General features: G+C 69.1%; 19 protein-coding genes. 11 read left to right on the forward strand and 8 right to left on the reverse strand.

Annotated elements, in window-relative coordinates:
- Positions 1-73: 73 nt before the first annotated feature.
- Positions 74-961 (forward strand): glucose-1-phosphate thymidylyltransferase RfbA, encoded by an 888-nt coding sequence (rfbA, locus tag IT184_09680; GenBank protein MCC7009074.1) that lies wholly within the window; start codon positions 74-76, stop codon positions 959-961.
- On the forward strand, positions 958-1527 hold the full coding sequence (gene rfbC, locus IT184_09685; GenBank protein MCC7009075.1) for a dTDP-4-dehydrorhamnose 3,5-epimerase: 570 nt from the start codon (positions 958-960) through the stop codon (positions 1525-1527). The genes rfbA and rfbC overlap by 4 nt, the downstream gene beginning before the upstream one ends.
- On the opposite strand, the gene IT184_09690 is transcribed toward rfbC, so the two are convergent.
- The 3 genes from IT184_09690 to IT184_09700 are packed head-to-tail and all read right to left on the reverse strand — an operon-like array spanning position 1513 to position 5458.
- Complete coding sequence (locus IT184_09690; protein ID MCC7009076.1) at positions 1513-3777, reverse strand: tetratricopeptide repeat protein; 2265 nt, start codon at positions 3775-3777, stop codon at positions 1513-1515. The genes rfbC and IT184_09690 overlap by 15 nt on opposite strands.
- 60 nt (positions 3778-3837) lie before the next feature.
- Positions 3838-4806, reverse strand: a complete 969-nt coding sequence (locus IT184_09695) for an inorganic phosphate transporter (protein ID MCC7009077.1) — start codon at positions 4804-4806, stop codon at positions 3838-3840.
- Between the two features lie 34 nt (positions 4807-4840).
- On the reverse strand, positions 4841-5458 hold the full coding sequence (locus IT184_09700) for a DUF47 domain-containing protein (GenBank protein MCC7009078.1): 618 nt from the start codon (positions 5456-5458) through the stop codon (positions 4841-4843).
- A 210-nt stretch (positions 5459-5668) separates the two neighbouring features.
- On the opposite strand from IT184_09700, the gene IT184_09705 reads away from it, so the two are divergent.
- From IT184_09705 to asnB, 3 genes are all read left to right on the forward strand, one after another.
- Complete coding sequence (locus IT184_09705) at positions 5669-6031, forward strand: hypothetical protein (GenBank protein ID MCC7009079.1); 363 nt, start codon at positions 5669-5671, stop codon at positions 6029-6031.
- A 266-nt stretch (positions 6032-6297) separates the two neighbouring features.
- Positions 6298-7326, forward strand: coding sequence for a glycosyltransferase (locus IT184_09710; protein ID MCC7009080.1), 1029 nt, complete (start codon positions 6298-6300; stop codon positions 7324-7326).
- A 62-nt stretch (positions 7327-7388) separates the two neighbouring features.
- A complete protein-coding gene (gene asnB, locus IT184_09715; protein ID MCC7009081.1) occupies positions 7389-9332 on the forward strand; it encodes an asparagine synthase (glutamine-hydrolyzing) in 1944 nt (647 codons plus the stop codon).
- A gap of 75 nt (positions 9333-9407) precedes the next feature.
- Here asnB and IT184_09720 read toward each other — a convergent pair whose 3' ends face one another.
- On the reverse strand, positions 9408-11687 hold the full coding sequence (locus IT184_09720) for a tetratricopeptide repeat protein (GenBank protein ID MCC7009082.1): 2280 nt from the start codon (positions 11685-11687) through the stop codon (positions 9408-9410).
- Between the two features lie 573 nt (positions 11688-12260).
- Between IT184_09720 and IT184_09725 the strand changes: the two genes are divergently transcribed.
- From IT184_09725 to IT184_09735, 3 genes are all read left to right on the forward strand, one after another.
- Positions 12261-12998, forward strand: a complete 738-nt coding sequence (locus tag IT184_09725; protein MCC7009083.1) for a VPLPA-CTERM sorting domain-containing protein — start codon at positions 12261-12263, stop codon at positions 12996-12998.
- A 517-nt stretch (positions 12999-13515) separates the two neighbouring features.
- The gene (locus IT184_09730; protein MCC7009084.1) at positions 13516-15318 is read left to right on the forward strand and encodes a TIGR03790 family protein; all 1803 of its coding nucleotides are present in this window, start codon (positions 13516-13518) and stop codon (positions 15316-15318) included.
- The gene (locus IT184_09735; GenBank protein MCC7009085.1) at positions 15315-16049 is read left to right on the forward strand and encodes a hypothetical protein; all 735 of its coding nucleotides are present in this window, start codon (positions 15315-15317) and stop codon (positions 16047-16049) included. The genes IT184_09730 and IT184_09735 overlap by 4 nt, the downstream gene beginning before the upstream one ends.
- Before the next feature lie 171 nt (positions 16050-16220).
- Here the strand turns inward: IT184_09735 and IT184_09740 are convergent, their stop codons facing one another.
- The 4 genes from IT184_09740 to IT184_09755 are packed head-to-tail and all read right to left on the reverse strand — an operon-like array spanning position 16221 to position 18696.
- Positions 16221-17300 (reverse strand): nucleotidyltransferase family protein, encoded by a 1080-nt coding sequence (locus tag IT184_09740; protein ID MCC7009086.1) that lies wholly within the window; start codon positions 17298-17300, stop codon positions 16221-16223.
- Positions 17301-17326: 26 nt separating this feature from the next.
- Positions 17327-18184, reverse strand: coding sequence for an HprK-related kinase A (locus tag IT184_09745; GenBank protein ID MCC7009087.1), 858 nt, complete (start codon positions 18182-18184; stop codon positions 17327-17329).
- Between the two features lie 3 nt (positions 18185-18187).
- A complete protein-coding gene (locus tag IT184_09750; GenBank protein ID MCC7009088.1) occupies positions 18188-18496 on the reverse strand; it encodes an HPr-rel-A system PqqD family peptide chaperone in 309 nt (102 codons plus the stop codon).
- A complete protein-coding gene (locus tag IT184_09755) occupies positions 18487-18696 on the reverse strand; it encodes a hypothetical protein (GenBank protein MCC7009089.1) in 210 nt (69 codons plus the stop codon). Before IT184_09755 ends, IT184_09750 begins: the two co-directional genes overlap by 10 nt.
- 398 nt (positions 18697-19094) lie before the next feature.
- Between IT184_09755 and xrt the strand changes: the two genes are divergently transcribed.
- The 3 genes from xrt to pepA all read left to right on the forward strand — a co-directional run bounded on the left by xrt (position 19095) and on the right by pepA (position 21723).
- The gene (gene xrt / locus IT184_09760; GenBank protein MCC7009090.1) at positions 19095-19943 is read left to right on the forward strand and encodes an exosortase; all 849 of its coding nucleotides are present in this window, start codon (positions 19095-19097) and stop codon (positions 19941-19943) included.
- A 5-nt stretch (positions 19944-19948) separates the two neighbouring features.
- Positions 19949-20593: an EpsI family protein gene (locus tag IT184_09765; GenBank protein MCC7009091.1), complete on the forward strand. Its 645-nt coding sequence runs from the start codon at positions 19949-19951 to the stop codon at positions 20591-20593.
- A 329-nt stretch (positions 20594-20922) separates the two neighbouring features.
- Positions 20923-21723, forward strand: a complete 801-nt coding sequence (pepA, locus tag IT184_09770) for a flocculation-associated PEP-CTERM protein PepA (protein ID MCC7009092.1) — start codon at positions 20923-20925, stop codon at positions 21721-21723.
- Positions 21724-21736: the final 13 nt, after the last annotated feature.

Here is a 21736-nt window from a genome sequence, read left to right on the forward strand (position 1 = left end):
AGGAAAAGATGACAAGCATCACAGTTCCTTGGACCTGTCGTACCCATCGTACCCGTCGTACCTGTCGTACCCGATGAAAGGCATTGTCCTCGCGGGCGGGAGCGGGACGCGGCTGTATCCGGTGACGCGCGGCGTCTGCAAGCAGCTCATCCCCATCTACAACAAGCCGATGATCTACTACCCGCTGGCGACGCTGATGCTCGCCGGCATGCGGGACGTGCTGTTCATCACGACGCCCGACGACGCGTCGGCGTTCAGGCGGTTGCTGGGCGACGGCTCGCAACTGGGGATGCGGTTCTGCTACACGGTGCAGCCGGCGCCCGAAGGCCTGGCGCAGGCGTTCGTGCTCGGGCGCGAGTTCGTCGGCGACGATCGCGTCGCGCTGGCGCTCGGCGACAACCTGTTCTTCGGCGAGGGGTTCACGGAGCTGGTTCGCGCGGCCGCCCGCCGCGAGGAGGGCGCGACCGTGTTCGGCTACCCGGTCCGCGACCCGCAGCGCTACGGGGTCGTGGCGTTCGACGAGCACGGCCAGCCGATCAGCATCGAAGAGAAGCCGGCGGCGCCGCGGTCGTCCTACGCCGTCACCGGCCTGTACTTCTACGACAACGCCGTGCTCGACATCGCGGCCGGCCTGCGGCCCTCCGCGCGCGGCGAGCTGGAGATCACCGACGTGAACCGCCACTATCTCGACCGCGGCCAACTGCACGTCGAGCGGCTGGGACGCGGCGTGGCCTGGCTCGACACCGGCACGCACGAGTCACTGCTCCAGGCCTCGCACTTCGTCGAGACCATCGAGGAGCGGCAGTCGCTGATGATCTGCTGCGTCGAGGAAATCGCGTACCGGCTCGGCTACATCGCGCAGGATCAACTGCTGGCGCTGGCCGAGCCGATGCGGACCAACGGCTACGGCCAGTACCTCATTCGTCTCGCGGAGAGCGAGGCCCCCGGCACACTCCTGTGAACGTGACGCCAACGGCGCTTCCCGAGGTGCTGCTCATCGAGCCGGCCGTGCACCGCGATGCGCGGGGCTTCTTCCTCGAAACCTATCAGGCCGCGCGGTACCGCGCCGCGGGGATCGACGTGACCTTCGTCCAGGCGAACCAGTCGCGCTCGGTGCGGAACACGCTGCGCGGGTTGCACTGGCAGGACGGCGCTCATCCTCAGGCCAAGCTCATCCGCGTCGTCGTCGGCGCCGTCTTCGACGTGGCGGTCGATATCCGCCCGCACTCGCCCACGTTCGGCCAGTGGGTCGGCGTCCACGTGAGCGCGGACAACTTCCTGCAGCTCTACATCCCGGTCGGATTCGCGCACGGCTTCTGCGTGCTGTCGGACGCGGCGGAGCTGGAGTACCAGTGCTCGGATGTGTACGACCCGGCGTCGGAGCGCGGCCTGCTCTGGAACGATCCCGATCTCGGCATCGCGTGGCCGGTTCGCAATCCGATCATCTCGGAGCGCGACCGGCGGCATCCGACGCTGAAGGACTTGCGCGGCCGCGCCGCCGGAGAGACCGGCCTACTTCGGCAGTGACGCCAGGGTCTTGCGCGCCTCGTCGGCGCCGTCGAACGGCGCCTTGGCGGCGAGCGACGCCTCCAGCGCCTTTCGTGCCTTGTCCGGCTCGCCCGACGCCGTGTACGCCATGCCGACGTGGTACTGATTGACGGGATTCGGATCGGCCGCCACGCTGCGCTCCAGTTGGGTGATGGCTTCCCGGTACTGGCCCTGCTTGTAGAGGATCCACCCGAGCGTGTCCGCGATGTTGGGCTCCTCGGGCAGGCGGCGGCTCGCCAGCCGCGACAGCTCGGCGGCCTCGCTGACGTTGCGGTTCCCGCTCACGTAGATCCAGGCGAGGTTGTTCGCCGCGATGGGCGCTTCGGGATCGAGCGCCAGCACGCGGCGGTACTGCGCTTCGGCGTCGGCCGTGCGCTGCTGAGCATCGAGGATCATCGCGAGCATCGTGTGCGCGGGGACCGATGACGGATTGCGCGTGGTGATTTCCCGGAAGTTGCGCTCCGCCGCATCGAGCCGGCGCTCCTGGATGTAGATCAAGCCGAGCAGGTTGTAGGCAGCCAGGCGGGTGGGATCGATCTCGATCGCCTTGCGGAGCAGCTCCTCCGCCTTGCCGGCATTGCGCACCGCCAGATACGCGCGCGCCGCCAGCACGTAGAGGGCCCCGTTCGGTGGCAGGCTCTTGATGGCGGTGTCGACGCGGGTGGTGGCGTCGGCCGTGCGCGCCGTGGCGAGATCCACGAGGATGAGGCCGCCGAGCGCATCGAGATCGTCGGGGGCGACGGCCGCCGCTTTGGCGAACGACGCGCGCGCCGCCGCGAACTGCCGCTCGGCGAACTGCTGCGTGCCGAGCAGCGTCAACACGGGCGGCGCGTTCGGAAACGCTTTCTGGAGCGCTGCCAGCTCCGTGCGGGCTTCCGCGAGCCGCCGCTGCCCGATCAGCACGCGCACGAGCTCGACGCGCGCGCCGGCGGCGCCGGGCGCGAGCTTGAGCGCGTCACGCGCGAACGACGCGGCTCGATCCAGCTCGCCACGGGATCGGTGCAGGCGCGCCAGCGCGACGAGCGCCCCCACCGGCCGCCGATCGCGCTTGAGCGCTTCGTTGAACGACTTGATGGCCTCCTCGGGGCGATCGAGCGCGGCCTGAATCGTGCCGATGAGCGCGTACGCGCCAGCGGCCGCCGGCCCTTCGGCGTCGTGCGCGACGATGGCCTGGCCCAGGGCGAGGCTCTCGTCGCGTTTGCCCTGAATGAGCAGCAGCCGGGCGAGAAAGAGCTGCACGGGCTGGTCGGTTGGCTCTTTGGCGAGCACGTCGCGCAGCTTCTGCTCGGCTGCCGCGCGCTGCCCGTCGTCGAGGTCCATCGCCGCGAGCCGGACCGTCGCGTCCCGGAAGCCGGCCGGATCGGCGGTCAGGGTCCGGAGAATCGTCCGGGCGTCCTCACGCCGCCCGGCGATGACGTAGTAGTCCGCCAAGCCCACCTGCGCGGCGGGAGTCTTCGCGGCCGCGGCGATCGCCTTGAAGTACGGCTCGGCCTCGGGCACGCGGTTCGATCCGACGTAGAACGTGCCGAGCGCCCGGTTGGCCGCCACGTTCGCCGGATCGAGGGCGAGCGCGTCCTTGAACGCGCGCTCGGCGTCGGCCGTCCTGGCCGTCGCCCAGTAGAAGCCGGCGAGTGCCAGGCGTGCCTCGAGCGATTTGGGGGCGACGTCGACGGCTTTCCGGAACGCAGCCTCGGCCTCGGTCGCACGCCCCTGGGCGATCTGAATCGCCGCCATGTTGCGGTAGGCGCGGTCGTCGGCCGGGCTCAGCACGAGCGCTTCCTGGTACTCGCGCAGCGCGCCGTCGAAGTCGCGGAGCATGCCGAGCGCGTTGCCGAGCAGGATCTGGGCGTCCACGTCTTTCGGGTCGAGCGCCAGCGCCTTCTCGGCGCGCGTCTTCGCGTCTTCGAACTGGCCGGCCGCGAGGAGCAGGATCCCGGCCTGCCGCTGGGCCGTGCGGTTGTCGGGCAGCAAGTCCGCCGCGCGCACGTACTCGCCGAGCGCTTTCGACGGCTGCTGGAGCTTCATGTAGACGTCGGCCAGCTTCAGCCGGACTTCGCCCCGGTTGGGATCGCCCTGCAGGGCCGCCCGGTACTCGATCTCCGCTTCGCTGAACCGCGACTGCGAGACGTACTCGTCGGCGCGCTTCACGTGTTCGTCCACCGACGGACCGCAGGAGGCGGCCGCCAGCATCAGCGCCAGGAAGAAACAGGCAAATCTGGAATGGCTCATGGCGTCCTCGGCTGTCCCGGACCGCTCAGTATATCGGCGCGGAGGGCGCAGGGACGAGCCTCAGGCGACGATGAGCCGCACCACCTGGTAGGTCAGCGCGCCGATCGTGGCCGAGGCCGGAATCGTCAGAACCCAGGCCCAGACGATCTGTTGCGCCACGCCCCAGCGTACGGCGCTCAGCCGCTTGGTCGCGCCGACGCCGATGATGGCGCCGGTGATGGTGTGGGTCGTGCTGATGCCGACGCCGAGGGCCGTCGCCGTGTAGATCGCGACCGCCGCGCCGGTCTCGGCGGCGAACCCGCCCACCGGCTGCAGCTTCGTGATCCGCGATCCCATCGTGCGGATGATCCGCCACCCGCCGCTCAGCGTGCCGAGGCTGATCGCGGTGTAGGAGACGACCTCGACCCAGACGGGCACGTGGAACGTCGTGATGTACCCGCCGGTGAACAGCGCGCCCGAGATGATGCCCATCGTCTTCTGCGCGTCGTTCGCGCCGTGCATCAGGCTGTAGGCCGCCGCGGAGAGCAGTTGCAGGCGCCGGAACCAGCCGTCCACGCGGCTCGGCGGCGTGTCGTGGAACAGCCACATGATGGCGAGCATCAGCACCAGCCCGACCGTCATCCCGATGAGCGGCGCGAGCACGATGAAGATGAGGACTTTCGTCCAGCCGGACGCGATGATCGCGCCGAACCCGGCCTTGGCGACCGCCGCGCCGGCATAGCCGCCGAACAGCGCATGCGACGAGCTCGTCGGCAGGCCGAAGTACCACGTGATCAGGTTCCAGATGATCGCGCCGATCAAGCCCGCGAGAATCACCGAGTAGGTGACGACCGACAACTGGACCATGCCGGTGCCGACCGTCGTCGCCACCGCCGTGCCCACGACCGCGGCAGCGGCGAAGTTGAAGAAGGCGGCCCACAACACCGCGAGCCCGGGCGAGAGGACGCGTGTCGAGACCACCGTCGCGATCGAGTTGGCGGCGTCGTGGAACCCGTTGATGTAGTCGAAGACCAGCGCGACCAGGATGATCAGGCCGATGGTCGTGAACGCGACAGACACGCGGCTAACCGTGCTTGACCACGACGCCTTCGATCACGTTGGCGACGTCTTCACAGGTGTCGGTGATGACCTCGAGCGCGTCGTACAGCTCTTTCCATTTGATGATCAGGATGGGATCGGTCTCGCTGTCGAACAGGCCCCGGACGGCTTCCCAGTAGATGCGGTCGGCCTCGTTCTCGAGACGGTTGATCTCGACCGAGTGCGGGTGCACCGGCTTCTTGGTCGCCAGCGCCTGCAGCGCCCCGGCGAGGTGCACGCCGGACGCCGACACCGTGTGCGCCAGGTCGCGCGCGCCGCGCCGCACCGTCTTGATGCGGTAGAGCTCCACGAGCGACGCCGCATGGTCGATGGCGTCCATCACCGTGTCGAGCGTCGTGGCCAGGCCGTAGAGATCCTCGCGGTCGAACGGCGTCACGAACGTGCGGTGCAGCCGCTGGATCGCGTCGTGCGTCATGGTGTCGCACCGGTGCTCGGCATCGCGGATCCGCGACACGATCGTGATGTCGGGCGGGTCGGCCGCCAGCAGCCGCTCGAGCAGCTCGGCAGCCGCCCGAATCTCGCCCGCCATCTGGTTGTACAGATCGAAGAACTGCTCGTCGCGCGGAAACAATCGCAGCCGCATGCGGGAGGCATTGTAAGTCATTACAGAATCGCGCTCTCGCGGCCCGCAAGTCTGCTGATTCGCGGACTTCCGATCGGACGGCGCGCCGGAACGATGTAAGAAGGTCGCGGCGCAAGCACCAAATCTGTGGGATTTCAGCAGGGTCGCCCTCGCCGTATGGGGAATCTGCCGAACGACGATCTGGCGGGCCAATTGCAGGTTCGCGCAAACATGGCAAGCAAGGAATGGGAAGACGCCGCATTGTCCCCGTACGGCCCGACGTCGCGGCCGGCGCTCCCGGCCTGGCGGCCGGACGTCCGAGCCTGGGCCAGCGGTTTCGGCAGCGCGACGCCGGCCGACGAGCTGTTTCACGAGCTCGACGGCGCCGAAGTCACGGTGATGGGCGCCGGCTCGTGGCGCCTGCAGGTGTTCAGCGTCCTCGACGACGGCCAGTGGCGCTGGATCCAACTCGGGTTGTCCGGCCTCGACGATGTCCTCGCGACGCTGCAGGTGCCGATCGGAGCCAGCGCAGCCTACGTGAACCTCGCCCTCAACGTCTGGTTCCAGGACCAACGCGTCCGGGAGCTGGCGTGAACGGAACGCCGCTCGAGCCCTCATGGGTCACGGGCGGCGCAGTCGAACCTGCTGCCGCCGTCGAAGCGGATCCATGTCGAGCCGACTGGCTTCCGGCTCGGATCGGCCTGCAATCGCGTGCTGCCTCGACTGTCAGACGCTCGACCCGTGATACATAGGGACGCCAAGAGGCTCCCGTTCCCCGTCTCCTGCACGTCCTTCTCAGCCTTCACCCTGGCGGCACCGAGCAGCTCGTCCTCGAGCTGGTCCAGCGGCTCCATGCGGACATGCCCGCCGCCGTCTGCTGCCTCGACGAGCCCGGCGCCTGGGCCCAACGGCTCGTCGACCGGGGGATCGTCGTCACGGCGCTCGGCCGCGCGCCGGGGTTTCACCCGTTGCTGGGCCGGAAGGTCGCGGCTGCCGCGAGGATGCACGGCGCGACCGTCGTGCACGCGCACCAGTACTCGCCGTTCGTGTACAGCGCGCTCGCTCGTCCCTGGCAGCCCGCTCTCGCCGTCGTCTTCACCGAACACGGGCGCCTGTCGGATGCCCCGCCTTCGACCAAGCGCCGGCTGGCCAATCAGGCGATCGGTGGGCTCGCCGATCGCGTCTACGCCGTGTCGGAAGACGTCAAGCGGCATCTCGTGGCCGAAGGCTTTCGCGCCGATCGCGTGGGCGTCATCTACAACGGCGTCGAGGTGGGCGCGCCGGCGGCCGCGGACGTGCGCCACGACGTGCGGGCGTCGCTCGGCGTGTCGCACGATACGCTGATCATCGGCACGATCGCGCGCCTCGATCCGGTCAAGGATCTCGCGACGCTGCTTCACGCGTCGGCCGCTGTCGCCCGCGCGCGCCCGCTCCGCCTCGTCATCGTCGGCGACGGTCCCGAGCGTTCGGCGCTCGAACGGCTCGCGGCCGAGCTGGACGTCGCGCGATGGACGGTGTTCCTCGGCAAGCGTGACGATGCGCGGCGATGGCTGGAGGGGTGTGATATCTACGTCAACTCCTCGGTGAGCGAAGGCGTGTCGCTGACGATTCTCGAGGCGATGGCGGCGGCGCTGCCGATCGTCGCGACGCGCGTGGGCGGCACACCCGAGATCATCGACGAGACGTGCGGCCGTCTCGTGCCGGCCCGCGATCCGCACGCGCTCGGCGCCGCCCTCCTGGAACTGGCGGGCGACGCGGCACACCGCGCATCGATCGGCCGCGCCGCGCGCGACCGGGTCGCGCGCCGCTTCACCATCGAGCGCATGGTGGACGAGTACCGCGCCGTGTACGAAACGGTGGGGAGCGCGTCGGCAAGTGGGAGATCGTGAGCCGTGAGTCTGCGTGGTGAGTTCTGAGTCGTGAACATGCGTGCTGAGCCCGGCGCCTGACGATGTGCGGCATCTCCGGACTGTATTCGGTTGACGGCGCGCCGTTGTCGCCCGAGCTGCGGGCGGCGCTGCGCACGATGAACGGGGCGATGGCGCACCGCGGACCCGATGGCGACGGGTTCCATGACGCGCCGGCAGCGGCGCTGGGACACCGGCGGCTGGCGATCATCGACCGCGCGGGCGGCCATCAGCCGATGGCCAACGAAGACGACTCCATCTGGGTCGTCTTCAACGGCGAAATCTACAACCACAAGGCGCTGCGCGCGCGGCTCGAGGGCCTCGGACACCGCTATCGCTCGTCGAGCGACACCGAGACCATCGTGCACGCCTACGAGCAGTTCGGTCCGTCGTGCGTGGATCACCTCGATGGCATGTTCGCGTTCGCCATCTACGACGGACGCCGCCACGAGCTGTTCGCCGCGCGCGACCGGCTCGGCAAGAAGCCGCTCTTCTACTTCGTCGACGACGGCACGTTCCACTTCGCGAGCGAGCTGCCGGCGCTGACCGCGTCGCCGCGCTGGCGCGGCGCCCTCGATCTCGCGGCGCTCGAGGGCTATCTCTCGCTCGGGTACTTCATCGCGCCGCGGACGATCTATCGGAACGTCTTCAAGCTCGAGCCCGGCCACTGGCTCCGTCTGGCCAACGGCCGTCTCGAGACGCGGCAGTACTGGGACGTGCGCGAGTTCGACACCGATCACCGGCCCGACGTCGAGCTGCTGCGCGAGATCGATTCGACCCTGCGGGCCGCCGTCCACGATCGGCTCGAGAGCGAGGTGCCGCTCGGCGCCTTTCTCAGCGGCGGCATCGACTCGGGGCTGGTCGTGTCCTACATGGCGGAGGCGCTCGGCGACCGATTGGTCACCGCGACGGTGGGCTTCGGCGACCGCGCGCACAACGAGCTCGAGGCGGCGTCGCTGACGGCCGCGCACGTCCGCAGCCGGCACTACGCCGACGAGGTCGAGCCGACGCTCGACGACGTCCTCGGTCCGGTGACGAGAGGTCTCGGCGAGCCGCTCGCCGACTCCTCGGCGATACCCACGTGGTACGTCTCGCGGTCCGCGCGGCGGCACGTCACCGTCGCGCTGAGCGGCGACGGCGGCGACGAGACGTTCGCGGGGTACGACTTCCGTTACGTGCCGCTGGCCATGGAAGCGGCCGCGCGTCGCTGGCTCCCGGCCGCCATGCTGCCGGCCGCGGGCTGGCTCGGACGCCGGTGGCCGCGCGGCCCACGCGTGCCGCGAGCGCTGCGCGCCGGCACGCTGCTCGAGAACCTCACGCGCGATCCGGCGGCGGCCTATTACGCCGACCTCGCGTTCCTGAAACCCGATCGCACGCGCGCGTTGCTCGGAGGCGCGCCCGATCCCGATCCGCGCGCGAGCCCGGTCTTCGACGCCGTCACCGAACCGTTCCGGCGCTGCCCCTCCGCCGATCTGCTGCAGCGTGCCGAGTACGCGGACCTGAAGGTGTACATGCCGAACGATCCGCTGGTGAAGGTGGACCGGATGAGCATGGCGCACAGTCTCGAAGTCCGTTCTCCCCTGCTCGACCGCCGCGTCGTCGAGCTGGCGTTCCGGATTCCGGCCTCGCGCAAGCAGGTCGGCCGCGAGGGCAAGGCTCTCCTGCGCGCGATCGCGCGTGACCGGCTGCCGGGCGGAATCTGGCGGCTGCCGAAGCGCGGGTTCACCGTCCCGATCGGCGCGTGGATCCGCGGTCCTCACGCCGAGCTGTTTCGGAGCGAGGTGCTGTCGCCGAACGCACGCGTCGCCGCGCACGTCGACACGCGCGCGCTGGCGGCCCTCTTCGACGACCACGTGGCCGGCAAAGCCGACGAGAGCTACGCGCTCTGGGCCGTGTGGGTGCTCGAGCGCTGGCTCGACGACACGGCACGGCAGTCCCGGACAGACGCCCCTCGACGAGCGGAGGTGAACAGGCCGCGACCGGCCTAGTCAGGGCGCGCGTCAGCCGCAGGCGCGTGAGGAACGCGGCGGCGGGCGGAGGCGTCCCGGCCTCCGCGAATCGGATCAGTACAGAAGCTTCGCCAACGCACGCTGGGCATCGACCGCGTTCGAGAACTTCGGATCGAGCTTGAGCGCCTGTTGGAGCGAGATGCGGGCGCGCGCGTCCTCGCCCGTCTGCGCGTACGCCAGGCCGAGGTGATAGTGATACAGCGCGACGTCGGGCGCCTGGTTCACGGCGTCCTGCAGCGTCCGCACGGCCTGCGCGATCAGCCCTTTCCGAAGGTAGGCCCAGCCGAGCGTGTCGATCACCTCGGCCTGCCGCGGCAGCTCCCCGCGGGCGATCTGGGCCAGCTCGACGGCCGCCTCGAGATTGCGGCCCTGCTCGGCGTACATCCAGGCCAGGTTGTTGGCGGCGGCCGCGGCGCGGCCGTTGATCTTGAGCGCGCGCTGGTACCACTGCTCGGCCTGCGCGGGATCGCGTTGCGCTTCGCAGATGATCCCGACCATCGTGGGCGGCGCCACGTTGGTCGGCTGCTGCTCGGTGAGGTGCACGAATTCCTGGCGGGCCTTGTCCAACCGTCCCTGCGCCAGGAACAGCGTCGCGAGCGATTGGTACGCGGTGATGTTCGAGGCGTCGAGCTCGAGCACCTTGCGCAGCAGCCGCTCGGCGGCCGAGGGATCCACCATCGCGTGGGTGTTCCCCGCGATGAGCAGCAGCTCGATCGAGTCGGGTGCCTTGCGCAGCTCGTCGTCTGCGCGTTGCCGGGCGAGCGCCGGCCGGGCCGCTTTGAGGTCGAGCTTGATGAGCTCGATGAGCGGCCGGGTGTAGTCGGGCGCGAGCTGCCGCGCGTGCTCGAAGTAGCGATACGCCGCGGCCGTGTCGCCGCGGCTGAGCGCCGCGAGGCCTGCCTCGTACTTCACCTCGGGCGATTTGGGATATCGAGTCAGCAGCAGGGCGACCTCGCGCGCCGCCTCTTCGTGGAGCGCCGACGAGTTCGCCATGACCCGAACGCGCATCAGCTTCGCCTCGACCAGGTCCGGGCTCACGCGGACGGCCTGATCCGCGTACTGCAGCGCCGTGTCGACGAGATTCTGGTCGAGATGGAGCTGCGCCAACTCGATCAGCGCCTCCGCCGACCGCGGGTTCAGCTTGACCGCCTCGAGGTACGCGTTCTTCGCATCCTCGCGCTGGCCCATGGCGCGGGCGGCCGCGGCGTGCGCGAACTGGGCGGCTTCGGACTTCGGATCCGCCTTCACGGCGGCTTCCGCCGTCTGGAGCGCTTCCACGCGGCGGCGGTTGCCGAGCAGCACGTGCGTCTTCAGCGCGAGCGCGTTCGCGTTCGTCGGCTGCTTCGCCAGCACCTCGTCGAGCAGGCGCATGGCCTGCGCCGGCCGGCGATCGATCGTCGCCAGCAGCGCCATCTTGACCGTCGCGTCCGCGTAGCTCTCCGGCCGCGCCCGCAGACCCTGCAGGATCCGGAGCGCAACCGGTCGGCGGCCGGTCGCCATGTAGTAGTCGACGAGCGCGAAGATATCCTCGCGCCGCCGGCTCTTCTCGGCGACTCGCGCGAGGTACGGCTCGGCCTCTCGCAGCCGGCCCGTCGTCAGATAGAACTCCGAGACGGCGCGGTTGGCCTCCAGATTGGCAGGGTCGAGCGCGAGCGCGTCTTTGTAGGTGCGCTCGGCGTCGGCGAGCCGGTTCTCGAGCGCGTAGTAGTCGCCGAGCGCCACGTGGGCGGTCACGGACTTCGGCTCGGCTGCGATCGCGGCCTTCAGCGTCGACTCCGCCTCTTTGCGCTGCCCCTGCTTGTACTGGAACGCCCCCAGGTTGATGTAGGTGCCGGCTCGTTTCGGATCGAGAGCGATGGCACGCCGGTTCGCCGCGAGCGCTTCGTCGAGGCTGCCGAGCCCCGCCATCGCCGCGCCGAGCATCATCAGCGCCTGGCTGTGATCGGGCTGCTTGCTCAGCACGGCCCGAAGCCGGATGCGCGCATCGTCATAGCGTCGCGCGAGCAGGAGCAGGTCGGCCGCCTTGAGCTGCGCGTCGAGCAACTCGGGATTGAGGTCGGCCGCGCGCACGTAGGCCCCGAGCGCGCCGACGACGTCGCTTTGCGCGGCGAGGGCCTCGCCAAGCTTGAAGTGCGCCTCGGACATCGTCGGCACGCGCTGAATCGCGTTGCGATACTCGATGACGGCCTCGGCGAACTTCCGTTCGGCGAAGAACCGATCGCCATTGGTCAGATAGGCTTTGGCGGCCGACTCCGGGCTGCGGCATCCGGCGAGGACGACGAGCGCGATCAGCACCACGGCGAGCTGGCGCGGGAGGGACGAGCGTCTCGACATCACCAGGCAATTTAGCAAGAATCACTCCGCGGCAGGCCTGACCGCTCAGGAAGACCTCGGCCGATTGGCCGCCAACGCGACATCCGGCGCCGGACGGCTCCAGAGGGCCTGCCGACAAATGTCGCCCTGCAGGCCGACCTTCACGACCTATCGGCCGCTCGGCCTGCGGGCCGGCCGGCTGTTTGCCCGGAAATGCTCCCAAAACCTGGCGAGGCTGGCACCCGGCCGAAGCGGGTCCCGCTGGCCCTCGAATTGCTACATAGCGGGCGGACGTATTCGTTGATGAAGCCGGGGGCTGACGTGAGGCGTTTCGCGAGCATGGTGGGAAGCAAGCTGAGGAGCAAGCTGGCGTTGGCGATGTTCGCCGCGCTGCTGGGTCTGCCGCAACTGGCAGGCGCAGCGACCTTGACGTTCGTGCCGCCCGATCCCGACTTCGACGACCTGGACCACACCTACATGTACGCGTGGCACCTCCAGGGGCTGAACACGGTCATCGGTAGCGAGACGATCACCGGCGCGCAGATCAAGATCAACGGCATCTACAACTGGGACACCGGCCCGAACAAGCTGTTCATGCACCTGCTCGATACCATCCTGTCGCCGACGGCGCTGGCCGCCAACGGCGTCGGCATACTGGAATCCGGCCAGCCGGGCGGACCGTCCCCCTATACGACGTTCGAAGCCGGCACGGTGACGCGGCAGAACGGCTCGACGACCGTCAGCGCGCTGAACAGCACGATTTACCGGTACCAGGACGAGTCGGACTCGACGCAGGGGAACATCAAAGACGATTTCGCGATGGATCCGAACGGCGCCAACGTGACGTCCGACCCTGAGTACTACTACATGAGCGACGGGCGCAGGTTCCTCGGCAGCAGCGCCTATCCGAACGACACGCCGATCGCCAACACGCCGCTCGGCGACCGGTACGCCGACTCGACCTATACCGAGACCAACGGCGTCGACAAGACCTACACGGTCAAGGAAGGGTGGGCGGACTCGCTGCCGAACGACGGGAGGACGGATTACTCCTTCTCCACCACCCCAGTCAACTACACCTACACGTTCACGTCGGGACAGCTCGAGAGCCTGAAGAACTACATCGCGGCTGGCGGCGACATCGCGTTCGGCCTGGATCCGGACTGCCACCTGTTCAACGAGGGTTTTCAGTTCATCATCACCACGCAAGCGAATGGGGCCGGCAGCCCAGTGCCCGAGCCGGCCTCGCTGCTCCTGCTCGGCAGCGGCCTGGCCGGGCTGGCTGGTCTGAACCGCCGTCGCCGGCAACGGCCGGGCGTGAAGACCGAGTAGCCTCCGCCGCGTCGCGGCCCGACACCGCTAGCTGTACCTCGCGCTCGTGCCTCCATCAGGAGGCACGGGCGCTTCGTGTTTCCAGGGAGGCCGTCGCACCCGTGCGGAGAACGGATAGCGCCAGCGTGGCCGGCCTGGACGGCCTCCGCCCGGTCGCCGCTGCCCTCGTCACCGCGCAGCACGCGCCGACGGTTTCCGGTCAAGGCAGCGTGGACCGACATCGCCAGGCTCAACATCGGACAACTGGACGGCCGTCGAGGCCGGCAGGACGAGCGGCGTCGCTTCGGTCGTCGCGGCGCTTGCCGGCGTGTCACGATCCAGCACCTGCCCGTCGCGGCGACGATCGCATCGGGCTTCACCTATGAGTACTATCTCGTGCATGGCATCGCGCTTCTCGGTGGGATTCGCATGCTGGGTCTGCCGCCGGCGCTCGGCACCGCGCTCGGTGTGGGGTCTGCCGCGGTGGCCGCCGTCGGCCTGCATCGCGCGACGGCCGGCCGCGCACGCTGAGGCCGCGGTGCCTTGGCGTGTCTTGACCCTGCTGGCGACGTCGCTCGCCATCGTGGCGTCGTTCGCGCGGCCCGCCGGCGCCCAGTCGGCCGACAACGTGCTGGTCGTCGTCAACGGCAACAGCCCGGCGTCGATCGAAGTCGGCGAGTACTACGCGAAGGCGCGGCAGGTGCCGGCCAGCCGCATGATCCGCCTCTCGACGAGCACGGACGAGACGCTGTCTCGGACGGAGTACGAGCGCGCCATCGAAGGTCCGGTCAGCCGCTTCCTCGTGAGCGGAGCGCTCCAGGACGTCGTCCTCTACATCGTCCTCACGAAGGGCGTGCCGCTGCGCATCGCGGGCACCGGCGGTCGCGACGGCACGGTCGCGAGCGTCGATTCGGAGCTGACCCTGCTCTACCGGAAGCTGCTCGGGCAGCCGCCCCCCGCGATCGGACGTGTGCCGAACCCGTACTTCCTCGATGACCGGCCAGCGTCCGAGGCACGTCCGTTCACGCGTACCGCGCAGGAGATCTACCTCGTGACACGTCTCGATGGGTTCACCGTCGACGACGTGAAGGGGCTGATCGATCGGTCGACGGCGCCCGCCGTGCGCGGCACGATCGTGCTCGACGAGAAGGCGACGTTGATCGATCGCGGCGGCGATCAGCGGCTCACCGAGGCCGCGGCGCGCCTCCGGGACGCTCCCGGCATCGCCCTGCTGCACGAGGAGACGCGCGCGCCGGCCGCGACCGACCAACCGGTGCTCGGCTATTACTCCTGGGGATCGAACGACGTCGGCAACGTGCGGCGGCGAAGCGGCTTGACGTTCGCGCCCGGCGCCATCGGCGGAACGTTCGTCAGCACGGACGGGCGGACGTTCATCGAGCCGCCGCCGGCCTGGTCTCCGTCGGGACCGGCGGGTGGCCCGCCCCACCGCGGCAGCTTCCAATCGCTCGCCGGCGATCTCATTCGCGACGGCATCACCGGCGTCGCCGCGCACGTCGACGAGCCGTTCCTCGACGGCACGGTCCGGCCCCAGGTGCTCTTCCCCGTCTACGTCGCCGGCCTGAACCTCGCCGAAGCGTTCTACGCGGCGATGCCATTCCTGAGCTGGCAGACGATCGTGATCGGCGACCCGCTCTGCGCGCCCTTCCGTCGCGACACGCTCGCCCCGGCCGCCATCGCCGAGGGCGTCGACCCGGACAGCGACATGCCGGCGATCTTCACGCGACGCCGCATCGCCGCGCTCGGCCAGCCGCTGGATCCGAAGGCCGTGAAGATGCTCCTGCGCCTGGACGTCGCGGTGGTGAAAGGCGAGGCGACGGACGTCGAGCCGGTGCTCGTCGCGGCCACCGCGATCGAGCCACGGCTCGGCGACGCGCATCTCCGGCTGGCGAGCCTGTACGGTGCGCGCGGCGACTTCGACCGGTCCATCGAGCGCTTCCGCCGCGTCGTCGAGCTCGCTCCGGGAAACGTGATCGCGTTGAACGATCTCGCCTGGACGCTGGCCGACAAGAAGCAACGGCCCGCTGAGGCGCTGCCGTTCGCCGAGCGCGCGCTGAAGCTCGCTCCGCTCCCACCCGTGCTCGACACGATCGGGTGGATTCATCATCTGCTCGGTCAGGATGACCGCGGCATCGCGTACATGGAGCGCGCGGCCGCCGCCGCGCCGCAGAGCGTCGAGATCCTCCTGCACGCCGCGACGATGCACCAGGCGCTCGGGTTTCGGGTGACGGCACGGCGTGAGCTGGCGCAGGCGTTGAAGCTGGACCCGAAGGCGGCCGAGCGTCCGGAGGTCAAGGCGCTGCAGGCGCTGCTGGCGCCGTGAACCTGACCGCACCTCACCTGCCCTTTGCCCTTCTCTGGTCGTTGCTCAAGTGGATCGATGCGCCTGGGTCGATCCCCTTTCTCGTCATCTGCCTTGCCGCGGGCCTGATCGTCCGGCTCGCCGCTCCGCGCGCGAGACGGGCGACCACGGCCTGGTTCGTCGCGGTCGCGGCGCTCTATCTCGCGCTCGCGTTGCCGGCCGTCGCCGCGCTCATCAGCGGAGCGCTGCCTCGCCCGCACGGCCGGGAACTTCGCGCGGGCGACCGCATCGACGTGCTCGTCGTCTTCGACGGCGACAATCGGCGCGGCCGCGTGCGCGAAGCGCAGCGCGTCTACCTAATGGCGCAGCCGAACGAAGTCTGGTCCCTTGGCTGGGAGCCGTGGATGCACGCCGCGCTCGCCCAGGCTGGCGTGCCGCGCGCACGTCTCTATCATGATGCCGCGACGACCACGACGCGCGAGCAGATCGCGTGGGTCGCGTCGCGCCTGCGTGCATCGCCGGTGCTGCAGCTCGCGGTCGTCGTATCGCGCCTGCAGGCGCCGCGTGTCGAGGCGCTGATGCGCGCCGAACGGCTGAGCCCGGTGCTCGTCGTGGCGCCAGCGGACGTCGAACCCGCCGGCGGGGGCCTGCGCGCGTTCGTGCCGACCTATTTCGCGCTCCGGATCAGCCGCGACGCTCTCTACGAGCACGCCGCTCTGCGGTACTACGCCTGGAGGCGATGGACGAGATAGAGAGGGCTCATGGCTTACGGCGCGTGTCAGAACTCCCGCGGCGGGGGTGGCGCCGGACGGGGCCGCCCCGCGTGGCGCGCAGGCGATACCCGTGATCACGCGCGTTGTGCCGAGCACCACGCGGGGCTGTCCGGCGACAGGACCCGCGCTCGCCGAGTTTGAAACGCACGCTTACGGCTCATGGCTCACGCGGTCGCGGAACGCCTTGCGCGTGAGGTGCCTGGCTAGCTGCAACGGAGGCATGCGGAGCCAGTGCGACCGGACGTAGAGCGCGAACGCCGCGGTGGACGACGCGTGGCCGGCCGGCCCTGGCAGCGCGCGGGTGACGAACGTGTCCATCGTGCGGCGAACGGCCGGCGGCGGTCCCCAGGCCCGTATCCGCTGCTGCACGTCGTCAGGGATCGGCGTGCCGAAGAAGCGCGCGGCGTAGCGGATCGCGTAGTACGCCGGACGACGAAGATCGAGCGCCTCGGCCTCGCGCGCCAGGTCCGGCCAGAAAGCCGGATCGGCGCCGTACGCGCGCAGCAACCCGTCCAGATCGACGAGATCGCGAATCGCCCCGGCGATCTCGCCATCGTGGAACAGGTGCGCGGCGGCATGGAGGACCATGTGCGCCGGACAGAGCACGCGCGCGCCGTTCGTCATGACCGCCCGGTCGATCAGCCGCGCCGGAGACGGCTGCAGGCGCCCCGTCCGCGGCAAGAGCGCGTGGTGGACGTCGACCACCGAGCCGCGAGCCTCGTGCGTCATCGGCGGCAGCTCGTGCATCCATTCGCGGTAGTACCGATCGTCGTAGGCGTCGACCTCGCCCGCCGACCAGCCGTGTGCGTTGAGCAGCCGCTCCGTCCGGCCGAGCTCGGCAGCCGGCACGAGGATGTCGATGTCGGCGACGCGCCGCCCGCGTCCGGCGGCGAGAGACGCCGTCAGGTACGCCGCACCCTTCAGCAGCACCCATGGCACGCCCTCAGGATCGAGCGCGCGCCGCAGGCGGTCGATTTCCCAACGGACCGCGCGATCGTATTCGGTCACGAGTGCGCGCGCGCTCGTGATTCGATCGGCCAACCACGCCGGCGCGCGCGACACGAGATCCAGCCGCTCGGCCTGGTTCACGAACCAGCCGAGCAACCGGGCGTCCTGGGCGGTGTCCATCGTCCGACTCACCTCTTCGGGCACGAGCGACGCGAGGATCTCGGGCGACCGCAGCACCCGCACGAGCAGCTCGTGGTCGGGTCCGGTGTCGAGGCGGGACATCGTCGGATCAGGGAATCAAGAAGGGATCAACTGCACGCCAGCTCGTCGAAGCGTCCCAGCGCGTCGTCGAGGTCACTGTACTCCAGCCGGTAGCACGCCGACGCCCGCACGAGGTGCTCCAACCCCCGAAAGCCGGCCGGGCCGACGACGTTGTAGTTGAAGGACTGATCGGCGAGGCGCGCCAGCGCGTGCGCCCTCGGCAGCGGCTCGAAGATCGTCGGGCTGCCCGGCACGTACCGGGGCAGCACGAGCCAGCCAGGCGTAGCAGGTTCGCTGCTGCGGCGGACGCTGTCGGCCGGTGGCCGCGCGTGCACGAAACGGGCGCCCTCGATGTCGATGCACTCCGGGCTGAGCGCGACGTCAGGATGCCGGCCGCGGATGATCTCGATTGAGGCGTTCTTCAGCGACAACGGCCGCGGCGCCGGGTGAATCGCGCCGGTCACCGGGTGCAGCAGTGCGAACTCGTCGGAGAAGAGGCGCCATCGCGAGTACGCCAGCGCGGCGCAGAGCGTGCTCTTGCCCGCACCTGGTGGCGCCGGCATCACGAGCGCCCGGCCGCCGCGCTCGAGCGTCGCCGCGTGCATGACCACCCACTGATGCGCCCGGGTGCCGATGCACCAGTTGAGGCTCCACTCCATCGATGGTCCGGCGAGATCTTCAGGGACGGGAAGATACGGCTCGATCCCGTGCAGGATCGCCCTCGCCTGCCGGCGGACCCACCGCCGCACGCCTCGTCCCGGCGCGACGACGACGTCGAAGTGGCCGGCGGCGCCTGGCCGCTGGCGGTAGTCGGGATAGAGCAGCGCCAGATGGCGCGACACGGCGGCGAGCGGCGATCGCACGCGGGCGAGGAAGGGACCGATCTCGAGCTGCGTGTCGACCACGCGTCAACCGCGTCCGCCGAACGCCGGGGCCACCAGACCCGCCTCGTCCAGGAAGGCCAGCGCGCGGGTGACGTTTTCGGTCGCGGTCGCCGCGTCGATCTCGAGGTCACGTCCGAGCGCCGCGATCAGGTCGGCGGCCGCGATGCCCTGCTCCGGCGGAATCAGCGACCAGATGCGATGGAGGATGGGCGCGACGAGGTGGATGTCAGCCGACGCCTGATTGAAGACGATCCAGTCGTCGCCGTCGTCGAATCTGACCCAGGTCGGCGTCGCGTGGCGGCGCCAGGTCGTGCGGCTGTCGGCTACTTGCAAGTCTTCGAGGGACGGATGGACGCGGCGCAGGATCCGCCGCCGTGCTGCCCGCCGGCCCACACGGCGCGGGGCCGGACGGTCGCGAGGACGACCGGCAAGCCGACGAGCGCAGCCTTGCGCAGGAAGGCACGGCGCTCGGCTTCGGCGCGCTCGGATTCTACCGCGTTGGACGTCTCTTCTGGGAGACTATTCTCTGCCACGATTCAACCTTCGCCTGTGCCGGCGCGACGGACCGGTGCCGGTAATCGGACCGCAAGCCATTCTGCCGCAACATGTACTGGCTCCGTTGCGTCGATGACGATTCGTGTCGCCGCCTGGCGGTCCATCACTGTGCAAACGCTGAGCCATCCGAACGCAGACCTGGACGATCGAGCCACCGGCCCGGTGCCAAACCTCAGATTCATGTCCACGGCTCAGCGCCGAAACAAAAGTCTGCCGCGCGCGGCATCTCTGATACCGTAACGGCGGAAACCAAGGGTCCTGGCACGTTGGAACTCCCGTCGCAGCAGCAGTTTACGCCACTCAGCGCCGGAAGTCTCGAAGAACGGCACGGGTTTTTGATTGAGAGCCAGATGTCCTCACCGCCTGGAATGGTTGAATGACGCTCAGCGCGAAGGCTCTTCTCGGACTTGCCGCCGTCCTCGGCGCGCTCGCCCTCCTCTATTGGCGCATCGGCGGCGAGCTCGTGCACGCCTGGTCGAACGACGGCAACTACTCCCACGGCTTCCTCATCCCGCCGCTCGCGCTGTACTTCGCCTGGGAGCGTCGCAGCCGGCTGACCGCGGCGGCCAGCCGGCCGTCATGGCTGGGGATGGTCCTCATCCTCGGCTCGGTCGGCGTGCTGCTCGCCGGCCTGCTCGGCTCGGAGCTCTTCCTCAGCCGCGTGTCGTTCGTCGGCATCGTCGCCGGCATCGTCTTGTTCGTGTTCGGATGGGCGCACCTGCGGATCCTCGCGTTCCCGATCGCCTTCTTGCTGTTGATGATTCCCATCCCGGCGCTGATCTTCAACCAGATCGCGTTCCCGTTGCAGTTGCTCGCCTCTCAGGCCGGTGAAGTCACGATGGCAACGGCCGGCATCCCGGTGCTCCGCGAGGGCAACGTGCTGATCCTGGCGAACACGTCGCTCGAGGTCGCGGAAGCCTGCAGCGGCATCCGGTCACTGATTTCGCTCATCACGCTTGGCCTTGTCTTCGGCTACTTCGCCGATTCGCGCGCCTGGGTCCGCGCGGCGATCGTGCTGTCGGCCATCCCGGTGGCCATCGTCTCGAACGCCGCCCGCGTCGCCGGCACGGGCGTGGCAGCGCACTACTACGGTGTGGCCGCGGCCGAGGGGTTCTTCCACGAGTTCTCCGGCTGGGTCGTGTTCGTCCTGGCGTTCCTGCTGATTCTCGCGATCCAGCAGGTCATCCTCCGGCTGGCGCCCCTGCGGTCGCCGTCGGTCGCCTGAAGGCCATGCAGCGTCGTCTCGTTCTCGTCGTCATCGTCCTGCTCGCCGCCGCTGGCGTCGCGACGCGAGCCAACCGGCCGGAAGACGCGCCGCCTCGCCTGCGATTCAGCAGCTTCCCCATGCGGCTCGGTAACTGGCAGGGCGTCGCGCAGCCGGCGATCGATCCGAAGGTCCTCGCTGTCCTTGGCGCGGACGACTACCTCTTCCGGTCGTACGTCCGGGAGGGGCGCGGCGTCGGGCTGTACGTCGGGTACTGGGGCAGCCAGCGGCAGGGCGACACGATTCACTCGCCGCTGAACTGCCTGCCCGGTGCGGGTTGGCAGCCCGTCACGCAGCAGATCGTCGATGTTCCGGATCCTCGCGGTCCGGAAGGCACGCAGATCCCGTTGAACCGGGTCGTGATCCAGAAAGGCCTGGACCGCCAGTTGGTCTACTACTGGTACCAGAGCGGCCGCCGGATCGTGGCCAGCGAGTACTGGGGCAAGTTCTACCTCGTCGCCGATGCGATGCGGTACAACCGGTCCGATGGCGCCATCGTCCGGCTGACGATCCCGTTGCCGGCCGGGACGGCAGCCGAAGACGCCGAGCGCACCGGGATGGCGTTCGCCGAGGTGCTCCTCCGCGAGCTGCCGGCCTACCTTCCCGAGTAGCGCGCCATGCTCTGGTCGCCTCCGAGCCGCGAAATACGAGACGCCGTCTTGAGTCAGCCTCACGGTGGACTTCCGGCTGAGGACGATGAGGAATCACGGGCTGGTGGTGGTGGAGAAGTGATTGATAATCAGTCACTTGGCACGACAGGGCTCGGCACGAAAGACGAGGATCTCGGACGGCATTGGAGTTGCTAGATTAGGGCGCGGACGATCGCCAGCAGTTCGGGGCGACGTCACGTGGGCCGATTCGCGACAAGCGCCTGGCCCCGTCTGGCTCAGGCCGTTCATGGTCAGGTTTGTTGAGACTCGGAGGATGCGGAGACGCTGAAATGATGACGAAAACTCTTGGCAAGTTTCTTACGACATCGGCCCTCGCGGCAGGGTTGCTGACAGTTGGCGCGCCGGCAAGCGCGGACTTCCTGGACTACACCGTTCATGAGGGCGTGGTGCCGGGTTCCGTCGTCAACAACTTCGTGGCTGACAAGCTCAACGGTGGCTACACCGAGCTCATCACCTTCGACGGTGTGGGCGGGTTCAAGGTCAGCGCCTACGCCACCTTCGGTCAGTACTTCAAGAACGAAGGCACGTCGCTCGTGACCCCGACGCAGGTCAACTCGATTGGCGGTTATGGCATCTACGCCCTCTTCACCGCAACCGGAACGTTCACGGGCGGAAACCTCGTCGGCACCAGCGCAAACGTAACGCTGTACTTGGATCCCGATCAGGACACGCTTCTGGACGGTATCCTGACCGGCCTGACGGCGGGCAACATGCCGACTGCCGGTGGTACGACGGGCGACGACCTGGCTGTGCTGACGGCATCGACCCTGATTTCCGGTGTTGGCATCCCTGGCGATCCCGGGACGTTCGACTTCAAGTTCTCGGATCCGACCCTGACGGCGTTCGGTGCGACCTACTGGACCTTCCCGTCCTCGCTGTTGATCCACACGACGGTCGACGGTGACATCGACGAATTCCAGTTGTCGGGCACGCAGACCGTCACGGGCGACCTCAGCGTCGTGTTCAACGACGCGACGGTGCCGGAGCCGGCGACCCTGAGCCTGCTCGGCCTCGGCCTCGGCTCGGCCGCCTGGGCCCGCCGCCGCAAGCAGAAGAACGCGAAGTCCTAGTTCTTCCGACTCG

The sequence above is a fragment of the Acidobacteriota bacterium genome (assembly GCA_020853395.1).
Taxonomy (GTDB): Bacteria; Acidobacteriota; Vicinamibacteria; order Vicinamibacterales; family SCN-69-37; genus JADYYY01.

Bases quoted from the DNA above. Each gene is read 5' to 3' on its own strand.
- rfbA (MCC7009074.1), top strand. From the start codon at position 74: ATGAAAGGCATTGTCCTCGCGGGCGGGAGCGGGACGCGGCTGTATCCG.
- IT184_09690 (MCC7009076.1), bottom strand. From the start codon at position 3,777: ATGAGCCATTCCAGATTTGCCTGTTTCTTCCTGGCGCTGATGCTGGCG.
- IT184_09700 (MCC7009078.1), bottom strand. From the start codon at position 5,458: ATGCGGCTGCGATTGTTTCCGCGCGACGAGCAGTTCTTCGATCTGTAC.
- IT184_09705 (MCC7009079.1), top strand. From the start codon at position 5,669: ATGGCAAGCAAGGAATGGGAAGACGCCGCATTGTCCCCGTACGGCCCG.
- IT184_09710 (MCC7009080.1), top strand. From the start codon at position 6,298: ATGCCCGCCGCCGTCTGCTGCCTCGACGAGCCCGGCGCCTGGGCCCAA.
- asnB (MCC7009081.1), top strand. From the start codon at position 7,389: ATGTGCGGCATCTCCGGACTGTATTCGGTTGACGGCGCGCCGTTGTCG.
- IT184_09720 (MCC7009082.1), bottom strand. From the start codon at position 11,687: ATGTCGAGACGCTCGTCCCTCCCGCGCCAGCTCGCCGTGGTGCTGATC.
- IT184_09725 (MCC7009083.1), top strand. From the start codon at position 12,261: ATGCACCTGCTCGATACCATCCTGTCGCCGACGGCGCTGGCCGCCAAC.
- IT184_09740 (MCC7009086.1), bottom strand. From the start codon at position 17,300: ATGTCCCGCCTCGACACCGGACCCGACCACGAGCTGCTCGTGCGGGTG.
- xrt (MCC7009090.1), top strand. From the start codon at position 19,095: ATGACGCTCAGCGCGAAGGCTCTTCTCGGACTTGCCGCCGTCCTCGGC.
- IT184_09765 (MCC7009091.1), top strand. From the start codon at position 19,949: ATGCAGCGTCGTCTCGTTCTCGTCGTCATCGTCCTGCTCGCCGCCGCT.
- pepA (MCC7009092.1), top strand. From the start codon at position 20,923: ATGATGACGAAAACTCTTGGCAAGTTTCTTACGACATCGGCCCTCGCG.